Source organism: Nocardia sp. NPDC050175 (assembly GCF_044459885.1).
GTDB lineage: Bacteria > Actinomycetota > Actinomycetes > Mycobacteriales > Mycobacteriaceae > Nocardia.
Map to the genome: position 1 here is coordinate 460,947 of NZ_JBITJI010000007.1, position 21,872 is coordinate 482,818.

General features: G+C 67.4%; 17 protein-coding genes. 8 read left to right on the plus strand and 9 right to left on the minus strand.

The annotated features are described in order from the left end of the window. Positions 1-55: 55 nt before the first annotated feature. The 3 genes from ACIBK2_RS26155 to ACIBK2_RS26165 are packed head-to-tail and all read right to left on the minus strand — an operon-like array spanning position 56 to position 3,284. Complete coding sequence (locus ACIBK2_RS26155) at positions 56-1,690, minus strand: ABC transporter permease (RefSeq protein WP_396970669.1); 1,635 nt, start codon at positions 1,688-1,690, stop codon at positions 56-58. Continuing rightward, positions 1,687-2,631 carry an ATP-binding cassette domain-containing protein gene (locus tag ACIBK2_RS26160; RefSeq protein WP_396970671.1) on the minus strand — a complete coding sequence of 315 codons (945 nt, stop codon included), beginning with the start codon at positions 2,629-2,631 and terminating at the stop codon, positions 1,687-1,689. Before ACIBK2_RS26160 ends, ACIBK2_RS26155 begins: the two co-directional genes overlap by 4 nt. Further along, entirely contained in the window at positions 2,631-3,284 is a 654-nt protein-coding gene (locus ACIBK2_RS26165) for a TetR family transcriptional regulator (RefSeq protein ID WP_396970673.1), read from the minus strand. The genes ACIBK2_RS26160 and ACIBK2_RS26165 overlap by 1 nt, the downstream gene beginning before the upstream one ends. A 106-nt stretch (positions 3,285-3,390) precedes the next feature. Here ACIBK2_RS26165 and ACIBK2_RS26170 point away from each other — a divergent pair, with 106 nt between their 5' ends. Continuing rightward, positions 3,391-5,322 carry an acyl-CoA dehydrogenase gene (locus ACIBK2_RS26170; RefSeq protein ID WP_396970675.1) on the plus strand — a complete coding sequence of 644 codons (1,932 nt, stop codon included), beginning with the start codon at positions 3,391-3,393 and terminating at the stop codon, positions 5,320-5,322. A gap of 285 nt (positions 5,323-5,607) precedes the next feature. Here the strand turns inward: ACIBK2_RS26170 and ACIBK2_RS26175 are convergent, their stop codons facing one another. After that, the gene (locus ACIBK2_RS26175; protein ID WP_396970677.1) at positions 5,608-6,357 is read right to left on the minus strand and encodes an SDR family NAD(P)-dependent oxidoreductase; all 750 of its coding nucleotides are present in this window, start codon (positions 6,355-6,357) and stop codon (positions 5,608-5,610) included. A 23-nt stretch (positions 6,358-6,380) separates the two neighbouring features. Then, positions 6,381-7,145 carry an SDR family oxidoreductase gene (locus tag ACIBK2_RS26180; RefSeq protein ID WP_396970679.1) on the minus strand — a complete coding sequence of 255 codons (765 nt, stop codon included), beginning with the start codon at positions 7,143-7,145 and terminating at the stop codon, positions 6,381-6,383. Between the two features lie 103 nt (positions 7,146-7,248). On the opposite strand from ACIBK2_RS26180, the gene ACIBK2_RS26185 reads away from it, so the two are divergent. The 3 genes from ACIBK2_RS26185 to ACIBK2_RS26195 all read left to right on the plus strand — a co-directional run bounded on the left by ACIBK2_RS26185 (position 7,249) and on the right by ACIBK2_RS26195 (position 11,578). Continuing rightward, positions 7,249-8,094, plus strand: coding sequence for a helix-turn-helix transcriptional regulator (locus tag ACIBK2_RS26185; protein WP_396970681.1), 846 nt, complete (start codon positions 7,249-7,251; stop codon positions 8,092-8,094). A gap of 85 nt (positions 8,095-8,179) precedes the next feature. Continuing rightward, complete coding sequence (locus tag ACIBK2_RS26190; protein WP_396970683.1) at positions 8,180-11,020, plus strand: tetratricopeptide repeat protein; 2,841 nt, start codon at positions 8,180-8,182, stop codon at positions 11,018-11,020. 105 nt (positions 11,021-11,125) lie between these two features. Further along, entirely contained in the window at positions 11,126-11,578 is a 453-nt protein-coding gene (locus ACIBK2_RS26195; RefSeq protein WP_396970685.1) for a DUF6294 family protein, read from the plus strand. A 69-nt stretch (positions 11,579-11,647) separates the two neighbouring features. Here the strand turns inward: ACIBK2_RS26195 and ACIBK2_RS26200 are convergent, their stop codons facing one another. Further along, positions 11,648-11,905 carry a hypothetical protein gene (locus ACIBK2_RS26200; protein ID WP_396970687.1) on the minus strand — a complete coding sequence of 86 codons (258 nt, stop codon included), beginning with the start codon at positions 11,903-11,905 and terminating at the stop codon, positions 11,648-11,650. 111 nt (positions 11,906-12,016) lie between these two features. Beyond that, entirely contained in the window at positions 12,017-13,525 is a 1,509-nt protein-coding gene (locus ACIBK2_RS26205; RefSeq protein ID WP_396970688.1) for an ABC transporter substrate-binding protein, read from the minus strand. A gap of 199 nt (positions 13,526-13,724) precedes the next feature. Here ACIBK2_RS26205 and ACIBK2_RS26210 point away from each other — a divergent pair, with 199 nt between their 5' ends. Beyond that, positions 13,725-15,074, plus strand: a complete 1,350-nt coding sequence (locus tag ACIBK2_RS26210) for an LVIVD repeat-containing protein (protein ID WP_396970689.1) — start codon at positions 13,725-13,727, stop codon at positions 15,072-15,074. A gap of 9 nt (positions 15,075-15,083) precedes the next feature. On the opposite strand, the gene ACIBK2_RS26215 is transcribed toward ACIBK2_RS26210, so the two are convergent. Next, entirely contained in the window at positions 15,084-15,716 is a 633-nt protein-coding gene (locus tag ACIBK2_RS26215) for a TetR/AcrR family transcriptional regulator (protein ID WP_396970691.1), read from the minus strand. 126 nt (positions 15,717-15,842) lie between these two features. On the opposite strand from ACIBK2_RS26215, the gene ACIBK2_RS26220 reads away from it, so the two are divergent. The 3 genes from ACIBK2_RS26220 to ACIBK2_RS26230 all read left to right on the plus strand — a co-directional run bounded on the left by ACIBK2_RS26220 (position 15,843) and on the right by ACIBK2_RS26230 (position 19,902). After that, positions 15,843-17,480 carry an FAD-dependent oxidoreductase gene (locus tag ACIBK2_RS26220; protein ID WP_396970692.1) on the plus strand — a complete coding sequence of 546 codons (1,638 nt, stop codon included), beginning with the start codon at positions 15,843-15,845 and terminating at the stop codon, positions 17,478-17,480. 132 nt (positions 17,481-17,612) lie between these two features. Continuing rightward, entirely contained in the window at positions 17,613-19,139 is a 1,527-nt protein-coding gene (locus tag ACIBK2_RS26225; RefSeq protein ID WP_396970694.1) for a threonine/serine exporter ThrE family protein, read from the plus strand. A gap of 106 nt (positions 19,140-19,245) precedes the next feature. Continuing rightward, positions 19,246-19,902 (plus strand): heme oxygenase (biliverdin-producing), encoded by a 657-nt coding sequence (locus ACIBK2_RS26230; RefSeq protein WP_396970696.1) that lies wholly within the window; start codon positions 19,246-19,248, stop codon positions 19,900-19,902. Here the strand turns inward: ACIBK2_RS26230 and ACIBK2_RS26235 are convergent. Continuing rightward, positions 19,896-21,407: a sugar transferase gene (locus tag ACIBK2_RS26235; RefSeq protein WP_396970698.1), complete on the minus strand. Its 1,512-nt coding sequence runs from the start codon at positions 21,405-21,407 to the stop codon at positions 19,896-19,898. The genes ACIBK2_RS26230 and ACIBK2_RS26235 overlap by 7 nt on opposite strands. Positions 21,408-21,872 lie beyond the last annotated feature (465 nt).

Consider the following 21,872-nt stretch of genomic DNA (forward strand, 5'->3'; position numbering starts at 1 on the left):
GCATACGACAGCGGCCCGCGCGCAAACATCACGCGCGGGCCGTTGTCGTACCTGTTCAGCGCAGGTCGCGCCGCCGAAAGGCGCCGATGCCTACCCCGAGCAGCGCCGCGGCGATCACCAGCAGCCAAAGCACCGGGGCGAGTTGGAATTCCGCACCGGGGACCTTCGGCGGATGGACGAACGGCACGACGTCGACAACCCACTGCGGCAGCCCGTCGAGCGAGCCGATGAAGAAGATGATGATCATGGCGCTCAAGACGCCCCAGGCAACCGGAGTGAATCGGGGGGCGAGACCGAAGATCGCCACGGCGATTCCGGTCACCACCCAGACCGCGGGCACCTGCACCGCCGCCGCGCCGAGCGCTTCTGGCAGTTTCGCACCGAGGTCACCCGAGACCGTGCCATAGACGACGCCGACCGCGGCACCGGACACCAGCAGCGCTATCGCGGGGCCGAGCAGCGCGAAGCTGATGTGGCTCAACGCATATCGGGTACGCCCCACCGATCCGGACAGGGTGGTCTCGGCACGACCGCTCGACTCCTCTTCGTGCAGTCGCAGCGTGGCCGAGATCGAGTACGCGGCGGCAGCGGCAGCGAGCATGGTGACCGCGGCGTTGATGAACGAGTTCTGCAGCATCGACGAACCGCCCATCCTGCCGATCACGTCACGGACCGCCTGACTGCCGTTGAGCATGTCGCCGACGCTGTTCGCGGCGCCGCCGATCAGCATCCCGTACAGGGCGAAGCCGACAGTCCAGGCCAGCAACGTCCCCCGTTGCAACCGCCAGGCGAGCCCGAGCGGCCCGGACAGCGCGGCATCGGCGGCCGGCGGGCCGAGGCGTTCGGCCAGCAGTCCGGACCCGGTGTCGCGGGTACTCAGCAGCCGATAGGCCACGCCTGTCCCGATAACTGCCACCACCACCAAGGGCAGCAGCGTCCACCATCGTTCGGAGGCGAACGGCCGCAGCTGCAGGCACCAGCCGATCGGCGAGAACCAGGACAGCACACCGTTACCCGCGTCACCCACGGCGCGCAGCGCGAAGGCGGCGCCGAGCGCGCCGAAGGCGATGCCGCGCGCGATGCGTGCACCGGAGCTGACCTGGGCGGCGGCCGCGGCGATCGAGGCCCAGACGATACCGGACATGGCGAGCCCGCTACCCAAGGCGAGCGAGCCCGCTCCGGCCAGCTTGTCGCCGTACAGTGAAGCGGCACAGACGATTCCGGCGATCAGGCAGCCCGCGTACGTCAGCACCAACGCTGCGGTCAGACCGGCGTAGCGGCCGATGCTGGTGGCGCCCACCAGTTCCGCGCGCCCGGTTTCCTCTTCGACCCTGGTGTGCCTGATGACGGTGAGCACCGTGGCGATGGCGATAATCGTGTACATGGCACCTGCTTTCCAGGTGCCGATGGAACCGAGCTCGGTGCTGAAGACCGGTCCGTACATGGCAAGCAGCGCCGGACTGTCCGCGGTGGTCTTGGCGAAACTGTCGAGCTCGGCCTGGGTATCGTAGAGGCCCTTGATGCTCGCGACCTGGAACGCGGGCATCACGCCGATCAGCAGCACCCATAGCGGCAGCACGACGCGATCCCGGCGCAGGTACAGCCGCAGCAGCTGCCCGGTACCCGCGAAGTCGCTGGAATCACCGAAAGACGGTGCCGCCGCGGCACGGTCGGCGGTGATCGTGGTCATGCCCCCACCTTCTCGGCCTTGCCTGCGGCGTGCTTCGCCGTGGGTGCCGCGGACTCTCCGTCCACGTGGTAATGCCGCATGAACAGCTCTTCCAACGTCGGCGGCGCGCTGGTCAGGCTGCGCACGCCGGTGTCGCCGAGCAGTCGGATCAGCTCGCCGAGATGTTCGCTGTCCACCTGACAGCGCAGCGTCTTACCGTCCCACTGAATGTCGTCGACGCCGTCGATCCGGCCGAGATCGCCTGGGTCACCGAGCAATTCGGCGGTGATCGAGGTCCGCGACAGGTGCCGCATCTCCGACAGCGAGCCGCTCTCCACGGTGCGGCCGGCCCTGATGATGGTCACCCGGTCGCACAGCGCCTCTACTTCGGACAGGATGTGGCTCGACAGCAGCACCGTGGTGCCGCGCTGCTTGGCCTCCTCGACGCATTCCCGAAACACCTGTTCCATCAACGGATCCAGGCCCGAGGTCGGCTCGTCGAGCAGCAGCAGCCGCACGTCCGAGGCGAGCGCCGAGATCAGTGCGACCTTCTGGCGGTTGCCCTTCGAGTAGGTGCGCGCCTTCTTGCGCGGGTCGAGGTCGAAGCGCTGGATCAGCTCTTCGCGGCGCTCCTTGTTGATGCCGCCACGCATCCTGGCCAGCAGATCGATGGTCTCGCCACCGGACAGCGACGGCCACAGCGTGACATCGCCCGGCACATAAGCGAGTTCGTGATGCAGCGCGACCGCGTCGGCCCATGGATCGCGGCCGAACAGTTCGGCCCGACCGGCGGTGGCGCGCAGGATGCCGAGCAGGACCCGGATGGTCGTCGACTTGCCCGCGCCGTTGGGCCCTAGGAAGCCGTGGATCTCCCCTTCGCTGACAGCGAGATTCAGCCCGTCCAATGCGGCGACATGGCCGAATGTCTTACGGAGATCGTCGATTTGAATGACCTCGGACATCAGTGCTCCTTGATGAAGGTGTCCAAAAGCGTGGGGTCGGTGAGAATGCCCTGGGTGTAGAACTCCAGAGCGGGGGCCGTGAGCTCTTCGGTCAGCTCACGGATGGCCTTACGGAAATCCAGCTTTTCGCCGGGTCGCTGGTTCATCTGCATGTAGAGCAGGGTGGCGCCGACGTTGAGCGTCATCAGATATCTGGCACGCGCCGCCGGGTCGCGGCTCGGCTTGATCACCCCGGACTCGACGCCCTGCTGGATGTAGACCTCGGCGTCTTCGACCATGTGCTCGAACAGCGACCGTGCCATCGGCCCGCCCGCCTGCAGGCTGCGCACCATATAGGCGACCAGCGGTCCATACACCTCGATCTCGGCGAGCGCGGCCAGCATGCCCTTCGCGACGCTGCCCGCGGTGAGCGCCTTGATCTTCTCGTCGCGGATCAACTGCAGCACCCGCTCGTCACAGACGGCGCGCAGGCCGTCCTTGGAGCCGAAGTGATGATTCACCAGCCCCGGCGAAACCCCCGCCGCCTTCGCGATGGCACGCACGCCGACCTGGAAACCCTCGTCGCCGAAGACCTCGATGGCAGCGTCACGGATGCGCGCCGCCGTGGTCAGATCCGTGGCGGGTCCTTGCGATACGGGCTGTTCGTTAAACACATGTTCAATATACTAAACACCCGTTCAATGCACCACAAGAGCCCCGCCCGGAATGTCGTGTCAACAGTCACGGTTTGGTCGGCGCGGCGCGGGCTAATGTCGAGTTATGACTACCGGCATCGCAACGACGGCGGATCACCTACGCGCGGCACTGGATGGGCCGTGGGGCGAGATTCGGGAGCAGGCGCGTACACAGCTGGCGGACGACGCGTTCGCGGGCGACTCATACCTCGATTACAAGGCTGCCCGGGCCCGGGTGCTGGATCAGATGCGGGTCATCGCGACGATGGGCTACGCCGAGCGCGGTTTCCGCAGGGAGAACGGCGGGACCAGCGAACCGGGGGCCGCGGTGACCGGGCTGGAGATGCTCGCGTACGCGGACCTGTCGCTGTGGGTGAAGGCGGGCGTGCAGTGGGGACTGTTCGGTGGTGCGGTGGAGAACCTCGGCACCGAGCGGCATCGCGAGTACATCAAGCGGCTCATCTCGCTCGACCTGCTCGGCTGTTTCGCGATGACCGAGTCCGGGCACGGCAGCGACGTCGCCCACCTCGAGACCACCGCGACCTATGACCCGGCCACGCAGGAGTTCGTGATCCACTCGCCGACGCCGTCGGCGCGGAAGGACTACATCGGCGGTGCCGCCGAACACGCAAGAATGGCAGCGGTTTTCGCGCAGTTGATCACCCAGGGCGAGGGCCGTGGCGTGCACTGCCTGCTGGTGCCGATCCGCGACGAGAACGGCGCCGATCTGCCCGGCGTGACCACCTTCGACGACGGGCTCAAGGGTGGTCTGCCCGGTGTCGACAATGGGCGCATCGTGTTCGACCAGGTGCGCATCCCGCGCGAGAACCTGCTCAACCGGTACGCCGACGTCGAGCCGGAGGGCACCTACAGCTCCGAGATCGAGAACCCGAGCCGCCGCTTCTTCACCACGCTGGGCACGCTCGTGCGCGGGCGGGTCAGCGTGGGGGGCGCCGCCGCGGCGGGCACCAGGGTCGCGCTGAGCATCGCCATTCGATATGCGTTGAAGCGCAGGCAGTTCTCCGATCCGGACAGCGGGCAGGAGACGGTCCTGCTGGACTACCGCAGCCATCAGCGGCGGCTACTTCCCCTCGTCGCCAAGACGTACGCGCTGGCGTTCGCGCAGAACGACCTGGTGCGGCGGATGCACCTCGTGCAGACCGGACAGGATCTCAACCCGAGTTCGCAACGGGCACTGGAGAAGCGGGCGGCCGGCCTGAAGGTCGCGCAGACCCGCCACGCCACCCGCGGCATCCAGGAGTGCCGCGAAGCCTGCGGCGGCGCAGGCTATTTGACCGAGAACCGGCTCGTCACCCTCAAGGCGGACACCGATGTGTTCACCACCTTCGAGGGCGACAACGTGGTGCTCACCCAGCTGGTCGCCAAGGAGCTGCTCACCGCGTACTCCGACGAGGTGCGCGATCTCGACGCGCTGGGCTGGGTGAAGTTCGCCGCCACCATGGCCGGTGACGAGGTTCGCAAGGTGACCGGTGTGCGTCAGCTGATCCAGCGGCTGCGCGACGGCTCGAACGACTCCGTCGACGAGGGCGACCTGGCCCGGCGCGCGGTCCAGCTGCAACTCTTCGCCGACCGCGAGGAATACCTCGTGCGCACGGCCGGTCATCGCCTGCGCGCCCGCGCGAAGGACACCACCCCGTTCGAGGCGTTCAACAACGCCCAGGACCACATCCTCACCGCAGGCACCGCGCACATCGACCGCCTCACCTTGGAGGCGTTCATCGAAGGCATCGAGGGCATCCAGGATCCGGAAGCCCGCGAACTCGCCGAAACCGTCTGCGACCTCTACGTATACGCCACGCTCGAGGAAAACCTGGACTGGTACATCATGCACCGGTTCATGTCGGTCGAGCGGGCCAAGGCGGTCCGGCGCGGGGTCAACGAACTCGTCGATCGCCTGCGGCCCGAAGCCCTCACCCTCGTCGAGGGCATGGGCGTCCCGGAGTCCATGCTGCGCGCGGCCATGCTCGACGATGCGAGCGTTTTCGAGCGGGGGTAGTTCCAAATCCGTTCTGCCAGCTGGCTTTAAGGGCCCCCGCCGACTGGCGGGGACTTCTTTTATCGAGCCACGCTCCTCCGACGACACGGCATCAGTGGACAACTGATCCGACAGAGCAGGTCTGCTGGTGTCCACGGCAGGCCGCGACAGGTCTAGCGCAGTGTGGAAGTAGCTCAGGACGCGGATGCCGATCGGCGCTGGCGTTCATCGACAACTGGCTAACCGGCGGCGACCCGGCCGCGCCTTCCATACCTTCGTCAGCGCGGCCGGGTGGCATTTCGGCTATTACTGATTCGAGCCGCCGTTCATCAGGATGTTCTGGCCGGTGACGAAAGCCGCCTTGGGGTCGGCGAGCAGTTCGGCCACGTCGGCGACGTCGGTGGTGGTGGCCAACCTGCCAAGAGGCACCGACTCGCGCAGGCCGGTCTTGAACGGGTCGTCATCGGGTACCCCGTCGAAGATGCCCGCGTCGTCGATCGCGCCGGGTATCAGCGAGTTGACGGTGACCCCGCGCGGACCGAGTTCCTTAGCGAGCACCTGCACGAGGTAGGTGGGCGCGACCTTGCTGGTGCCGTACAGGCCCATGCCGACGGCGGGGAACTGGGTGGTGCTGGAGGCCACGTTGATGATGCGCCCGCCGTCGGCGATGTGGCGTGCCGCCGCCCGCAGCACCAGGAACGGCCCCTTGGTGTTGACCCGCAACAGCAGGTCGAAGTCCTCCTCGGTGATGTCGGTGACCGGGATATTGACCTTCTCGATGCCGGCGTTGGCGACCACGACGTCCAACCGGCCGAACGTGTCCAGCGCGGTGCGGAACAGGTGCTCGACACCGTCGGAGGTGGAGACGTCGGCCTGCACCGCAACGGCCTTGACGCCGGCGGCGCTCGCCTGCGCCTGGACCTCGCCGGCTGCTGCCGCGTCACGTGCGTAGTTGATGACCAGGTCCGCTCCTTGCTGAGCGAAGCGCAGGGCGATCGCCCTGCCAAGCCCTCGCGACGAGCCGGTGATCAGGGCGACTTTTCCTTGTAGCGTCATCACGTTCTCCTTCCGAGCACTGCTCACTTGCCGTTCGGGTCGCTGTGGTTGAGCGTGGCGACGACCTTCTCGTAGTCACCGCGCGCCTCGCCGTAGCGCAGGAACTTGACGCGTTCGACCTGGATCTCCGTGGCGTCTGGCTGGGACTCGATCAACCCGATCACCTCGGCGACGAACTCGTCGAGGGGCATGGCCCACTCGCTGTTTTCCTGGCCGGGCAGCAGCGGGGTGCGCACCGACGGTGGCTCCAGTTCCATCACCCGCACCGACGTGTCGGCCAGCTGCAACCGCAGCGATTCGCTGAGCATGTGGATGGCGGCCTTGGAGGCGTTGTAGCTCGGGGTGACCGTGAGCGGGGCGAACGCTAGCCCCGAGGACACGGTCATGATCGTGGCGTCGGGCCGGCTGCGCAACTGCTCGATGAACGCGGCGATCAGCCGGATCGGGCCGAGGACGTTGGTGGTCACGATGGACTCGGCGGAGGCGAGGAACGTCTCGGGCTGGTGCCAATCCTCGACGTTCATGATGCCGGCCATGGTCACCAGCACGTTGAGCTCGGGGTGCTGGTCGAGCACCAGCTTGGCGGCGGCTTCGATGCTGGCGGGGTCGGCCGTGTCGACCTGCACGGTGTGCATGCCGGGGTGCTCGACCGCGATCCGCTCGAGCAGCGCGGTGCGCCGGCCGCCGACGATGACGGTGTTGCCCCTCGCCTGCAACTCGACCGCGAGTGCGAGGCCGATTCCGCTGGTGGCGCCGGGGACGAAGATGGTGTTTCCAGTAATGTTCATGCCCTGATCGTGCCCACCGCGGCGGGTGGGATACAGAGAGCGCTTATCGGGGGATCGGCAATCCCTGGCTACCGAATGGCAACCCTGCCGATACTCTGGTCGCATGGACCGTGTGGCACTGGCGTCCTTCCTGCGCACCCGGCGCGAGACCATGCGCCCCGAGGACATCGGGCTGCCGCCCGGCCCGCGCCGGCGGGCGCCGGGACTGCGGCGCGAGGAGGTGGCCTCGCGCGCGGCCATGTCCACCGACTACTACACGCGCCTCGAGCAGGGGCGTGGAACGCAGCCCAGCGAGCAGATGTTGTCCTCGCTGGCCCGTGCGCTCGGGTTGTCCACCGACGAGAGCCGGTATCTGTTCCAGATGGCCGGTCGCAACAGCCCGTCAACGGTGCCGACCGCGACGCACGTGCCGCCCGCGCTGTTGCGGGTGCTCGACCGCCTCGAGGACACGCCATCGCTGATCCTGTCCAACCTGGGTGAGGCGCTGGCGATGAACCGGATGGCCAAGGCGTTGTTGGGTGACTGGACCGCGCACACCGGCCTTGCCCGCAGTGAGGTCTACCGGTGGTTCACCCAGCCCGCCGAGCGGCTGCGCTATCCCGAGCACGACCACGACCGGGTGAGCCGGGCCCAGGTCGCCAGCCTGCGCGCCGCGTACGGGTCGATGGGTGCGCGGTCGCGTGCCGGTGAACTCGTTCGCGCGCTGTGCGAGTCCAGCGTGGAGTTCGCCGAGCTGTGGGAGCGCCAGCAGGTCGCCCGCCGCTTCGAGGAGCACAAAGTGCTGCTGCACCCCGAATTGGGTCCGATCGAGGTGGACTGCCAAGTGCTGCTCACCGAGGACCAGTCGCTGGCGCTGCTGGTATTGACCGCGGCCCCGCACACCGAGGGCTACGAGAAACTGCAGCTGCTGGGAGTGCTTGGCAACGAGCGCTTCCCCACCGACGTGTGAGACGGGCCAGCTGAGAACAGGACGCGGAATCGTCCTCGGCGTGCCACCGGTTGTGCCGCGCCCCGCGCTCGCCGATAGTTCTTGCATGGCTGAAAGGTTGGCTCTGGTAATCGCTTCCGAGTGCGTGGAATTTCCGCGGCTCGGGTTCACCGGCGAGCTGGCCACGGGGCTGTACGCGACCTTCACCACGGCCGGTCATTGGCTCCCGATCGGGGACGGCCCGGTACTCGACCCGACCATCACCGAACTCAAGCGCAGCATCAAGGCCGCGTTCGGCCGGGCCGACGAGCTGGGTGCGACGCTGTTGATCGCCTTCATCGGCCACGGGTTCACCACCAACGACGACGATTTCTATCTGCTTGCCGCCGATTCGACCATGCCACTGGACTCGGATTCCGGATTCCATCTGGTCAATGCCGTCGCCGAACAACTGAGCAACACGCGATCGCTGGACGGCCTGATCGTCCTCGTCGACGCGTGCGAGGCAGGAACGGGTGCGCTCGGCGCGGGAAACCGCTGGGTACGGATGCTGGAAAAGTCAGCGGGCCGGATGGAATTGCTCGTCGCGTCCGATTACGGCAATGCCTACGACGGCTGCTTCAGTCGAACGTTGTTGCGCACCTTCGATACCGGCCTGCCGGGTAGCGGAACGAACCTGCTGTGCGCCGACCTCACACCCGAGCTGAACAGCGCGTGTCAGCAGCAGACCCCTCGACACCTGTCGTTCAACGGGACCCAGGTGCGCCACGGCGACCAAGGACTCTGGTTGGTGCCCAATCGATCCCGATCACGGGACGCGGTAACCGGCAGGCCTGCAACAGGCTTGGTCGATCACCTGGTGCGCAGCGTCTCACTGACCGCCGGCGTGCAGGAGACCCTCATCGACATCGTGGAGGCGAGCGGCGATCGATTGCAGGCGTTGATCGGACCGGCCGGTGCCGGGAAATCCACGCTGATGTCGCTGCTCATCCGGCCGGGCCTGGTCGATACGCTAGGTGCGCTGACCGCCGAATTCATCACGGCAGCAGTGTTTCTGGATGTCACCAGCACCATCGAGTCGGTCCTCATCGAACTGCGGGACCAGCTCGGCGCGCGATTCAGCGCCGAGTTCACGGCGGCGCAGCAGGCGGTACAGGCCGAGCTCACCGACCGGGAGCGGTTCAGCGCCTTCGAGATCGAGATCGTCCGGCCCCTGCATCGGCTCCGGGCGGCAGGCCGACGGATCCGCATCCTGATCGACGGCCTCGATCAACCGGACGAGGGCTGCCGCACCAGCGTCGTGGCCGCCATTGCCACCCTCACCACCGATGAGCGGTTGGCCCATGTGCGGGTGATCGTCGGCATCCGCTCGGGGACCGACGTGGTAGACCATCCGGATATCGCGCACGCGCGCCGCGTCCATCTGCAACCGCCGTCCGTACGGGAGGTGCTGCGGGAGCTGACCAGCACGGTGGGCGCCCTGCCCGATGGGCTCGATCAGGCCATGCACGAACTGCCCGACGATGTGCGCGGCGGCTGGTTGATACCCCGGTTGATCACCGAGATCGCGTGGGGAGAAACGAGTCTCGACGGCACCGACCTGGATAGCCTGGTAGCCAAGCGATTCCACACGACCCGGCAACGCCCCGTGCACGCCGATCTCGCACTGCCCGTCGGCGCACTGCTCGCGGCGGTCGGCGTCGGCCCGACCGCCCCCTTGTCGCTGATCCACGAGGCTCTCCGCCGACTCGGCCGCCCGGTGGCGCTGCCGCAGCTCCGCGATGCGGTGGTCGACCTCGGTGTGCTGGTCGCCCGCGGCCTTCCCGGTCAGGACAATGAACGAATCGGGCTGTCCCACGCGGCATTCACCGGATCGCTGCAGCAGATCGTCTGCGCGCAATGGCCGAGCGCACTGTTCGATGCGCACGCCGCACTCGCCGCCGCATTCGACACTGTGACCGGCCCTGACATCGATACCTATGCACACACGGCGGCGCCACGGCACTATCTGTCCAGCGAAAACCCCGCTCGCGCACTGGCATTCCTGGACGCGGCGGACACCAGGCGGCGGCCGATCGACAATCGAGCCTCCTGGGCGAACTGGCTGGTGGCCTTCCAGGACACGCTGCCACCCGAACACCCCGACCTGCTGGCCGCACGCGACCGCTTCGCGCGCTGGACCGGCGAGGCAGGCGAGCCGTTCGCGGCCCGCGCGATGTTCGCCGGGCTGGTCGAGGACTGCACCGCGATGTTCGGCCGCGATCATCCGCTGACGCTGCTGCCGCGAGTGCAACTCGCCAACTGGCACATCCAGACCGACGGCGCCGAGAAAGCGGTGACGATGCTCACCGAGCTGCTGGACCTGGAGCAGGACGAACGGGAGAAGCTGCGGATCCGCGCCGATCTCGGCTTCGCGACCGGGCAGACCGGCGACATCGTCGGCGCGCGCGATCAGTACGCCGCCTTTCTGCCGCCGCTCGAACGTTTGCTCGGCCCAACGTATCCCGACGTGCTGCACTCCCGCGACCAGTACGCGCGCTGGATCGGCGAAGCGGGTGACCCGGAGCGGGCGCGACAGCAGTCGCTCGAGCTCGTGCCGCTGTGCGAGAGCGCGCTCGGACCTGAGCACAGCACCACGATGTGGGCCAAGGACAGCCTCGCGAGGTGGACCGCAGCCTGCGGTGACCCTGATGGCGCCGCGCGCATGTATCGCGAAGTGCTCGCGACGCGCGAGAGGGTTTCCGGCGTCGAGCACCCATTCACACTCATGACGAGACAGAATCTGGCCCGCTTCTACGCCGGGCATGGCGATTACGCCGCCGCACTCGATCTCGGCGCGGATCTACCCGCGATCTGGGTGCGCCTCTACGGTCCCCAGGACCGCGGCACGCTGGACATCACCCGAGATGTTGCCGAATGGACGGCACTGGCTGAACGCGCGAAGTGATCGAACACATTTGAAGGCGTGGCGCGTTGACAATGCATTGACGCGTCGCTATAAGGACGCCGACAATACTGGTCAGCAGAATTGTCATCCCCGGGGGAACACATCATGACCACCTTTCGTCGCACCTTGGTTCGGCTTGCCGTCTGTATCGGACTGGCTACCGCAACCGCCCTCACCACCATGCCCGTCGGACATGCCGATCCCGACAAGGTTTTCACCTGGGGCGACATAAAAGTGGGCGACTGCACGATGTTCCAAGGCGCGCGCTGGGTCTTGCACAGCGACGGCTACGCCGAGTTCAACGCCCTGGTCACCAGCGGTTCCGACAATGACGCGTGGCTCATGCACGCTGCGCTGTTCGATGCGAGCCACCGGTATCTCGGCAATATCGTCAACAATTGGGCGACCGGCGGCGATCTCGGCAAGTTCGTCCTCAACCTGCCGTCCTCGGCCCAGCGATACCACTGGGATTTGGACAAGGTCAACAACGCCCAGAAAACCTATCCGGCCGAAGCATTTCGAACCGTGACCAGGATCGAGCTGCAGAACCACTGCTAGCGGCGACAGGTCACGACGGCGGACCCGGATCCCCTTAGTTTCCAGGTCCGCCGACGGTTTCCCGCAGGACTATTGCGGGCGCGGGCAAGGGTTGCCGTTGTAATCGGACGGCGGCGGCAACGGCCGGCCGTCGGGACCCGACGGCGGCGGCAACGGCCTGCCGTCCAGACCGCGCGGCGGAATCGGGCACCCATTGCCGTCTACCTGCACGTCGCCCGGAACCGGCGGCCCGGCGATGGCGGTAGTTGCCGCGGCCGAACCGGCGGCGATCAGGCTCGAGCCCATGAGCGCGGCGAACGACAGGACGATGGCAGTGCGAAGTTTCATGTGATTCCCCTCCGGAATTCTGTTGTCTGTCAGGTCTATAGACGTACAAGATCGCGTCCGGTTCCCTCGGAGATCAACTGTGTCCGACGTCACATACAGGCCACAGACAGCTCACACCGAAATCGAGGCGAGGTCTATCCCTTGCAACGGTGCCGTCGTCACCTCGTGCACGCGCGCCGCCCAGACCGCATGACCGTGGCCGGACCACAGGGGCGCTACCGGAAGATCGCGGAGCAACTGGTTTTCGGCCAACCGATACAGCTGACCGCTATCCGCTGACGCGCCAATGGAATCGGCGGACGCCAGCAGTTGCGCGAAGCCGTCGTCGGCGTACCCGGCGGACTTCGCGAGTGCGGCAAGGACCTCGTACGGGCTCGACGTACTCAGCGCACGGGTCACCAAGAACGGACCGTCGCCGGGCGCATTCGCCTCGTCGCCACGCTGTCTCGCAGTCACCTCGACCGCGAGCGCGGTGCCGATCTGATCGGCGAGTGTCCGTGCCCATTGTTCTTGTCCGGCACCGAAGTACAGCGTGACCGGGCCGGCGAAGGCGACCTGACCGAGGAATGACTTCGCCGCGGCCTGGTCGTGCAGGCACGGGCGGCAGGTACCGGAGCGTTCCCCCGGTGCGACACCGGGTGGCAGGATCGCGCGCGCCGGGTCTACCTGGTGCGCAAGGGGATCCGCCGCCAATGCCGCGCGGTCCACCGCCATGGCGAAGGCGTACCGTACCGCCGCGTCCTCGAACCGCTTGTCGGACAAGGGGAACGCGAGATAGCCGGCTTCGGGCAGCGGCCACATCGCGTGCCGGTCGGCGAAATCATGGTGCATGGCGTCGTGTCGCTCGCCGGGGACCTCGCTGGCCAGATCGAGCGACCCCGCCTTCACCTGGTCGTACTGCGCGGCGGAAGCACCGACCCGGAACTGGATCTCGCGTGCCTTACCCGCTGCTTCGACGACTCGTGAGATCCGACCGCCCGCCCCTCTTCGCCACGGCTCCGCCATCCGGAACGGGCCGTTGCCGATGGGGTCGGCGGCGAAACCCGCCCAGTCCCGGGACGCCAGCACCGACGCCGGAAGGGGAAGCAGCGCAGGCGAAGCCAACACCGCTGGCACCTGACCGAAAGGACGGTCGAGCACGATCCGCACGGTGTGCTCGTCCGGCGCGGTGATCGCCACGGGCCGCAAGACCTCGGTGAGCGCACCGGAGCCCGCCCACCGCTCGTCCGCGACCGTATGCCAGGTGTCCACATAGGATCTCGCGGTGACCGGCGTTCCGTCGTGGAACCGGCCGTCCGCGCGCAGCTTGATCTCCCACGTCAACTGGTCCGTGCTGGAGACCGATTCCGCCGCTCGCGGGGTGCTCTTCCCGGTTGCCGCGTCGTAGTCGACCAGCGGCGTCCACAGCGCCCCGACGAGCATGCGCCCCGCCTGATCGCGAAGGTCCGCGGGCAGCAGGCTGGCCGGTTCACGGACACCGACCGTGAGCACGCCGGGCTTCGCGGGCTCCGACGATTCGGCGCAGCCGGTGATGCCGAGCAAGAGTACGGCGAGCACGACGATGAGGCGCGTGCGGCCTGCGGCAACTGGCCAGTGCTTGTGTCGCGGAACACCCTGCATATCAACATCATTAACTTTCCACGGCGTGAAAAACACCGCACGACCGAACATCACGCGGTCCACCACGCGAAAGCCGTTCCCCAGTTCGAGTTATCGCGATATGGGGATCGTGCGCCGCGGCATCGCACTTACAGTGAGGTCAACTCGACGATCAGGAATCCCTGGTCACCTAGCGTTCGCGTCTCGCCGGGAGGTAGTTGTGCGCCGCTTGTTGCTCCGGTCGTCCCTACTGTTGGTCACCGTCACGGCGACGCTCGCCGCCACCGCACTGCCCGCCGCCGCCTGCGGGGAAGAGGACGGCCCGCACGGCGCCGCTCCGACACTCACCGGGACACCCGGCGCGGAGAAGAACGTCAAAGCGGTCGGCAACCTCCCCGACGCGCAGGGCGCGATCTCGCTGCAGTTCCTCCAGTACGGCCCCAGGGACGTCATGGTCGTCTCCGGCGAATTCGGCTTGAAGACCTACGATCTCACCGCCAACCCGGCCGCGCCGAAGCTGATCGGCCAGCTCAACATGCCCGGCATGTGGGAAACCGAGGACACCGAGGTCGACCCGGTGCGCAAGCGGGTCTTCCTGTCCCGCGACCCCCGCGCCTTCGGCGGCAATGTGCACAACGGCGAATCCGGTATCTATGTGGTCGATTTGGCCAAGCCGGAGAAGCCGACCGTGCTCAGCTACGTCAAAGTCCCAGCGGGCCACACCACCACGTGCATCAACGACTGCCAGTACCTGTGGACCGGCGGCCCGGCCAAGGCGGACAACATGCCCGCCGAATGGGGCGGTCGCCCGATCTGGGTCACCGACGTCAGGGATCCCCGCAAGCCGAAGGTCTCCCCCAACCCAATAGAGTTGGCGCGCAACGACGGTCAGACCGACTACGTGCACGACGTGCAGGTGGACGAGTCCGGCGTGGCCTGGGCGTCCGGCCGCGGCGGCGTGCGCGGCTACTGGACCGCGGGCATGCACAAGGATCCGGTCACCGGCAAGCTCCGGCCGGCCTCACCTACCGACCCGGTCCCCTACGCGGGCGGCGGTATCAAGGAAACGGCCGCGCCATCCAAGTTCATGCACAACAGCTTCCGCCCGATCGGCGCCCGCTCGAAAGACGGTGGCGGCACCGGACATTGGGACAACGGCAACCTCATCTACGCCACCGAGGAGAGCTTCGTCGACGGTTGCGCGGGCGACGGCGTCCTCGTCATCGCCTCCCTGGAAGGCTCCTACGGCGGCGAAGGCTGGCGCTCCACCCCGCAAAAACCGTACCGCCTCAACACCGTTGGCACTTGGGGCGTGGCCGGCCAGGAAGGCAGCGACCCAGCCTCCGCCGACTGCTCCGCCCACTACTTCGACGTCCAAGACAAGATCCTGGTCCAATCCTTCTACGCCCAAGGCACCAGATTCCTCGACGTCAGCGACCCCACCAACCCCAAACAAATCGCCTACTACCGCCCCGCCGACGCAGCCGCCTGGGCCCCGTACTGGCACCGCGGCTTCGCCTACGTAGCCGACAACAACCGAGGCATCGACATCCTGAAGCTCACCGCCTGACCTCGCGCGCTATTCGCCTGCCCGCCCGAGTATTTGGACGAGCAGGGCGACCTGCTCGGCGAAGTGGTCGATGAATTCCGGTGCGCGCGGGTCGGTTCCACAGACGCCCTCGATGACGTGCGGGAGCGTGGTGGGGGCCATCGCGGCGGCCATCAGCATGACCAGCAGGGTGGCCGGGTCGAGTTCGGCGGGAAGGCGGCCTGCGGCCTGGAGGGCGCGGAGTTCCTCCACGCTGTGCTCGAGCATTTTCGCGCGGGGCGCGTGGTCGGGATCACTGTCGGGGCCGGTGTATTCGAGGCCGCCCCAGGCCATCAGGCGGACGCCGTCGGGGTTGCGGGTGGCCTCGAGGGCGTAGCGGCGGAACTGTTCGGGCAGTGGGGTTTCCGGCGGGACGAGGTTGCGGCGGCGTTCCTGCCAGCGCTGCGACATGGCCTGGTGCAGGCCCACTTTTCCGTCGAAGTAGTAGGAGATCAGCTGCTGGTTGACCCCGGCGCGGGTGGCGATGGAGGCGGTGCGCGCGCCCTGGAAGCCATGCGCGGCGAACTCGGCTTCGGCGGCGTCCAGGATGAGCTGGCGGGTGCGCTCGGGGTCGCGCTGGCGCTCCTGCGGCTTGGGTGACCTGCGAGGTTTCGACGACGGCACGACGCCATTCTACATACGCATAGCAGTTTCAGGCAGTGGGCAAAGTTAATCAATCAGACGATTGACAGAGCAGTGCAATCGATTGAATGATGAGTGGACCGTCCCGTCACTCAGGAGCAGCTCGCCGTGCACACACCGTCAGATATCCAGCAGACCAAGGTCCTCATCGTCGGAGGCGGCATCACCGGCCTGTCCACCGCGTTGTTCCTGGCCAGGGCGGGCATCCGCCCCACCCTCGTCGAACGACACTCGTCCACCGCGCTGCAACCGCAGGCCCGCGCGTTCAACCCGCGCTCGATGGAGATCTATCGGGCCCTCGGCCTCGAGCGGGCGATCCGCGACCGGACCTCGATCCTGGCCGACTTCCCCGAGATGATCGGCGCGGACACCTTGGCGGGCCAGGAACGTTTCCGCGTCGACATCCTCAGCCGGGTCCGGCCGCCCGCCACCCTCAGCCCCACCGACTGGACCATGATCGACCAGGACGAACTCGAACGCGTCATACGCGCCCACGCCGAAAACTACGGCGCGGAAATCCGCTTCGGCACCGAGTTGATCTCCGTCGATGCCACCCCGGACGGCGCGACCGCCCTGGTCCGCGATCTCGCGAGCGGCGCCGAGCGACGCATCCACGCCGACTACCTGGTGGCCGCCGACGGCAATCGCGCGGGCATCCGCACCAAGCTCGGCATCGGCGCGGAAGGACCGGGCGAACTGATCAACGCCGCAGGCTTCGTCTTCGACGCTGATCTCACCGGCCCGCTGCGCGACCGTCGATTCCTGCTCGCCTACTTCGACCAGCCGACGACAGGCACCGCACTGGTTCCCGGCCGCGAGTTCGGCCGCTGGTCGCTCGGCATCCCCTTCGGCCCCGACTCCGGCGAGACCGCAGCCGACTTCACCGAGCAACGCTGCATCGAACTGGCCCGCCGCGCGATCGGCGACCCGAACCTCGAACTCACCCTCGTGCCGCTGATGACCGGATCGGACCAGAAGGTCGCCACCACCCGCATGGGCGCGTGGGTCGCGGACCGGTACCGGGTCGGCCGGATCTTCTTCGTCGGCGACGCCGCCCACGTCTTCCCACCCACCGGTTCCTTCGGCGCGAACACCGGCATCGCCGACGCCGACAACCTCGCCTGGAAACTCGCCGCGGTCCTCAAAGGGCAAGCGGGCCAGTCGCTTCTGGATAGCTATCAGGACGAGCGCCGACCTGTCGCATTCGTCACACTCGATCAGGCGATGCAGCGACTGCAGGGCAGGCACAGCGGCACCGGCGACGACGCGGCCACCATCGATGACCTCACCATGATCCTCGGCTACCGGTATCAGTCGGCGGCCATCCATTCCGAGACCGGCACTCCGGACGGCCCCGTCGAAGACCCTCGCCACCCAAGCGGCCGCCCCGGTCTGCGCGCACCACACCTCTGGCTGCGCCAGGACGAAACGACACTGTCCACCATCGACCTGTTCGACGGCGCGTTCACCCTGCTCATCGGCGCAGCCGGTGCGGAATGGCTCGCTGCGGCGGAAACGGTTTCCGCCGCAATGGATCTCGATTTCGGCACCTATCGCATCGGCACCGACTTCCACGACGTCGACGACCAGTTCCACAAGGCCTACGGCATCACCGACACCGGCGCGACCCTCGTCCGCCCGGACGGATTCGTCGCCTGGCGCGCCACCGATCTGCCCGAGCAGCCGGACCACGAACTCCTGCTTGCGCTGACCCGACTGCTCGCCCGCGAAGACAGCCACGCCTGACGAATTCGGACCCGGGCGGCAACCAACCGTCGCCCGGGCCGACCGTCACCCCGCACCGCCCGACACGCGATCGGCGGGCCGTTGTGCCAGCCCGGATGCGAAGGTCGCCGGAAGGTGACTACGTTCGCGTGCATGGATGCAGACACGCTGCCGGGAGGCGACAGCACGGACACGCGGGTCGATCATCTCGGTCGACGGCGGCTGTTCCGGCGCGGACGACGGATCCCGGTGGTGAGTCAGGCGGTCGGCAAGCTGGTCGCCGATCGGCCCGCGACCGCGGACACGATCGTCGCGGCACCCTCACCGCTGCAACCGATCGACCTGACCGACGACGCGGCGGTCGCCGAGGTGCTCGATCTCGCGGTCCGGGTCGGCGAGGTGGTGCTGGCCTCCGGCACCGGCGTGATCGACACGACCACCCAGGTCCGCTTCATCGCCGCCACCTACGGACTGGTCCGCTGCGATGTCGACGTCACCTACGACACCATCAGGATCTGGACCGACCGCGGCCCGCGGCTCGCGCCGGCCAGCAGCATGCGCATCGTGCGCTACCGATCATTGGACTTCACCCGGCTCGCCGCCGTCGACCGGCTCACCAGGCGTATTCGCAACGAGGTCGTCGCACCGGAGGACGCGCGCGCCGCCCTGGACACCATCACCAAGGCGCCGCATCCCTACCACCGCTGGACGGCCACCTTCGGCTGGTCGCTGCTGGCCGCGTCGATCGCCGCGCTGCTCGGCGGCGGAATCGTCGTCGCGGCAGTCAGTTTCGCGACCACGCTCGCCATCGACCGGTCGAACCGCGTGCTCAACCGCTACGGCCTGCCCTTCTTCTTCCAGCACATGGTGGGTGGCGTGATCGCCGCGACGCCCGCCATCGTGCTCGCCACGCTGGCGGGCCCACTCGGTATCGACGTGGATCCGTCACTGATCATCGCGGCCGGAATCACCGTGCTGCTCAGTGGATTACAACTGGTCGGCGCGGTCCAGGACGGGATAACCGGGGCACCGATCACCGCGACCGCCCGCATGCTCGAGGTCATGATGATGACCGGCGGCATCATCGCGGGCATCGCGATCGCGTTGCGCGTCGGCTACATGGTGAACGCCACCGTGCCGCCGTTCCTCTTGCCGACGGGCGACATCACCGATCTCCCGGTCAAGATCGTCGCCGGTGCCGTGGCCGCGCTCGCGTTCGCGCTGGCCTGCTACGCGGAGAAGCGGGCGCTCGCCGCGGCGGCGGGCAGCGGCGCGGCGGGCACCATCTGCTTCCTGATGGTGCAGGAGGCGGGCTTCGGCCCGGTGCTCTCCTCGGGCGTCGCGGCGACGGTGATCGGTATGGCCGGTGGTCTGATGGCCCGGCGGGCGCTGACTCCCCCGTTGGTCGTCGCGGTCGCTGGTATCACCCCGCTGCTGCCTGGTCTCAAGCTTTACCGCGGTCTCAACGCGTTGCTCAACGATCAGTTGGTGATCGGCGCCAACCAGTTGCTTGCCGCGTTCGGCGTCGGCTGCGCGCTGGCCGCGGGCGTCACCCTCGGCGAATGGTTCGACCGTACCGTTCGGCGGCCACGCATCATGCGCCGCTTCGGTTCGCTGCGCCGCCCGATCGTGCGGCGGATCCGGCCGCGGGGTTGGCGCAGGCCGCCGCCCATTCAGTGAACCAAGTGGGTGCGTCCCACACGCGAAACCTGTATCGTCGGACGAGTAGTTAGGGTAGCCATACTTGAAGGCGACCCGCCGGCGATACAGGTGAGGTGGTTCGGATATGTCAGAGGCAGCACCGTTCTCGAAGCAGATCCGCAGTGCCACCGAGGAGCAGCACAACGACGCCCGCAGCTCGCGGTTCATCACCGACATGCTCGGCGGCGCGCTCGGCATCGACTCGTATCAGCGCTACACCGGCCAACTCTGGTTCGTCTACCGCGCGCTCGAGGCCCGCTGGGACAGCCTCGCCGCCGACCCGATCGCCGGACCGTTCATCCGCACCGAGCTGGCCCGCACCGCCGAACTCGAGCGCGACCTGGCCCACCTCATCGGCCCGCGCTGGCGCGACGAGCTCGCGCCGCTGCCCGCGACCGTCGCCTACACCGACCGCATCGATGAGTGCGCCCGCGACTGGCCCGCCGGTTACATCGCCCACCACTACACCCGCTACATGGGCGACCTGTCGGGCGGGCAGATCGTCCGCGACACCGCCGAGCGGCTGTGGAATCTGCCGCACCGCGGCGACGGTGTCCGGTTCTACGTCTTCGACGCCGTCGCCAACCCGGCCGCGTTCAAGCGCGAATACCGCGCCCTGCTCGACGGGCTGCCGCTCGACGATCTCGAACGCCGCCGCGTACTCGACGAGGGTCAGCGCGCCTACTCCATGAACACCGCGGTGTTCATGGAGTTGGCCGAGGAGTTTCCGGCGGCTCAGTAGGCGCCTGCCCCGCGCGTCACCGCCCCGATCGTCCTGGCGATGAGTAGCAGATCCAGCACCATGGACCAGTTCTCCACGTACGAAAGATCAAGTCGCACCGAGTCTTCCAGCGATAGATCCGATCGTCCGCTGACCTGCCACAGCCCGGTGACTCCCGGCTTGACCAGCAGCCTGCGCCGCATCTCGCCGTCGTAGCTGTCCACTTCGCGCTGCACCTGTGGTCGCGGGCCGACCACGCTCATCTCGCCGCGCAGCACGTTGAAGAACTGCGGTAGCTCGTCCAGGCTGAACTTGCGGATCACCTTGCCGACCGGCGTGATCCGCGGGTCGTCCTTCATCTTGAAGAAGACCGGGTTGCCGCCGTTGCGCGCGATGAGTGCGTCGACGCCGGCCTCCGCCTCGGTGTACATGCTGCGGAACTTGATCATCCGGAACGGCTTGCCGCCCCGCCCGATTCGCTCCGACAGATAGAACACCGGACCGGGGCTGGTGAGCTTCACCGCCAGCGCGATGGCCAGCATGGTCGGCGCGATCGCCACCAGCACCGCGGCCGCGAAGCAGACGTCGAACACCGCCTTGCCGGCCGACTTGGCGCGATCGTATTGCGGTTTCGCGATGTGCAGCATCGGAACTCCGGCGACGAAGCGATTCGTCAACCGGGTGCCCGCGATGTCCACCACGCCGGGCGCGACGATCAGCTCGACCCCGATCGGGTCGAGTTCCCAGGCCATCCGGCGCAATTCGATCGGCCCGAGATGATCCGTCGCGGTGACCGCGACGGTGTCGGCGCCGCTGCGGCGCACCGCGTCGAGCACGGTGCGGTCGCTGCCGACCACCGAGAACGTGTGCCCCGAGGGTTCCCGGATGTACTCGGTGATCTCGTTGAGCCCGTTGGGAATACACACACCGACCACCCGGTATCCGGAGGCCGGGTCGCCCGCGAAGGCATTGGCCATCGCCTGGGCCGCCTCCGCGCAGCCGACCACGAGCACCGAGGTCCGGTACTCCCCCCGCCCGCGTAGTTGTCGCGCGTGGATCCGCCAGAGCCATCTGCTCAGCATCAAACCGAACAGACCGAGCGGTAGTGCAATAGCCAAATAGCCACGAGCGAACTCGATCTGGAAAACCAGCGACACGATCGCGAGCACGCCGAACAGTCGCAGCGTCGCCGAGACCAGTCGCCGGTACTCCTCGCTGCCGCTGCCGACCACCTGCGGCGATCGGGTGTGCCCGATCGCGAGGAACGCGGCCCAGGCCAGCGCCAGCGCGCCGGAGACGACCGTGTACCCGATCTCATAGGGCAGATGCCACGCCAGCGGTGGCGCGGCGGGTCCGCCGAATCGGATGACCTGGGCGAGCACCATCGCCGCCACGATCACACCGAAATCCGTTGCGCCTAAGCGCCTTACATATTCGCCCTGCCATCGTTCGCGCTCGGAGCGCGGCAGGGGGTTCGGCGATCGGCGATAGTCCAGATCGTCGTCGTCGGCGAGCTCGAAGCTCATGGAAACGCACCTCCCCATGGGAGAGAAGAAAACTAGCCCCCCGATCTGCACTGATCGGTCCCCACGGCACCAACATGACCGCCTCGGGTGTCCCGTCCTTCGGCGGCCAGAAGCCGATTGTTACAGAACACAATCCGTTTCACATGTCGAATCATCGGGGCCGCAAAGTGTTCCACGCGGTAGCCGATAAGGGAACGGTCGGTTTGCCGCCCCGGTCTGTTTTCGACCCCGGCCACCGCATGAGGCCAGGTCCCGAACTTTCGCTACCCGCAGGCGAATTCGTCCCATGAGCGGGAACCACCAACACGCTCGGTAGCGGAGCGGAAGCTACCCGTCGGAAACGGTTGAAAAGTACCGGAAATTACTTCCCGGGCAGCTGATTTCGGCTACGACACGCGGGGGTTTCGTTGTAACGTCTCACTGGATCGGGTCGACGTCAGGGGTGCGCCGGCAATGCGCCGGAGG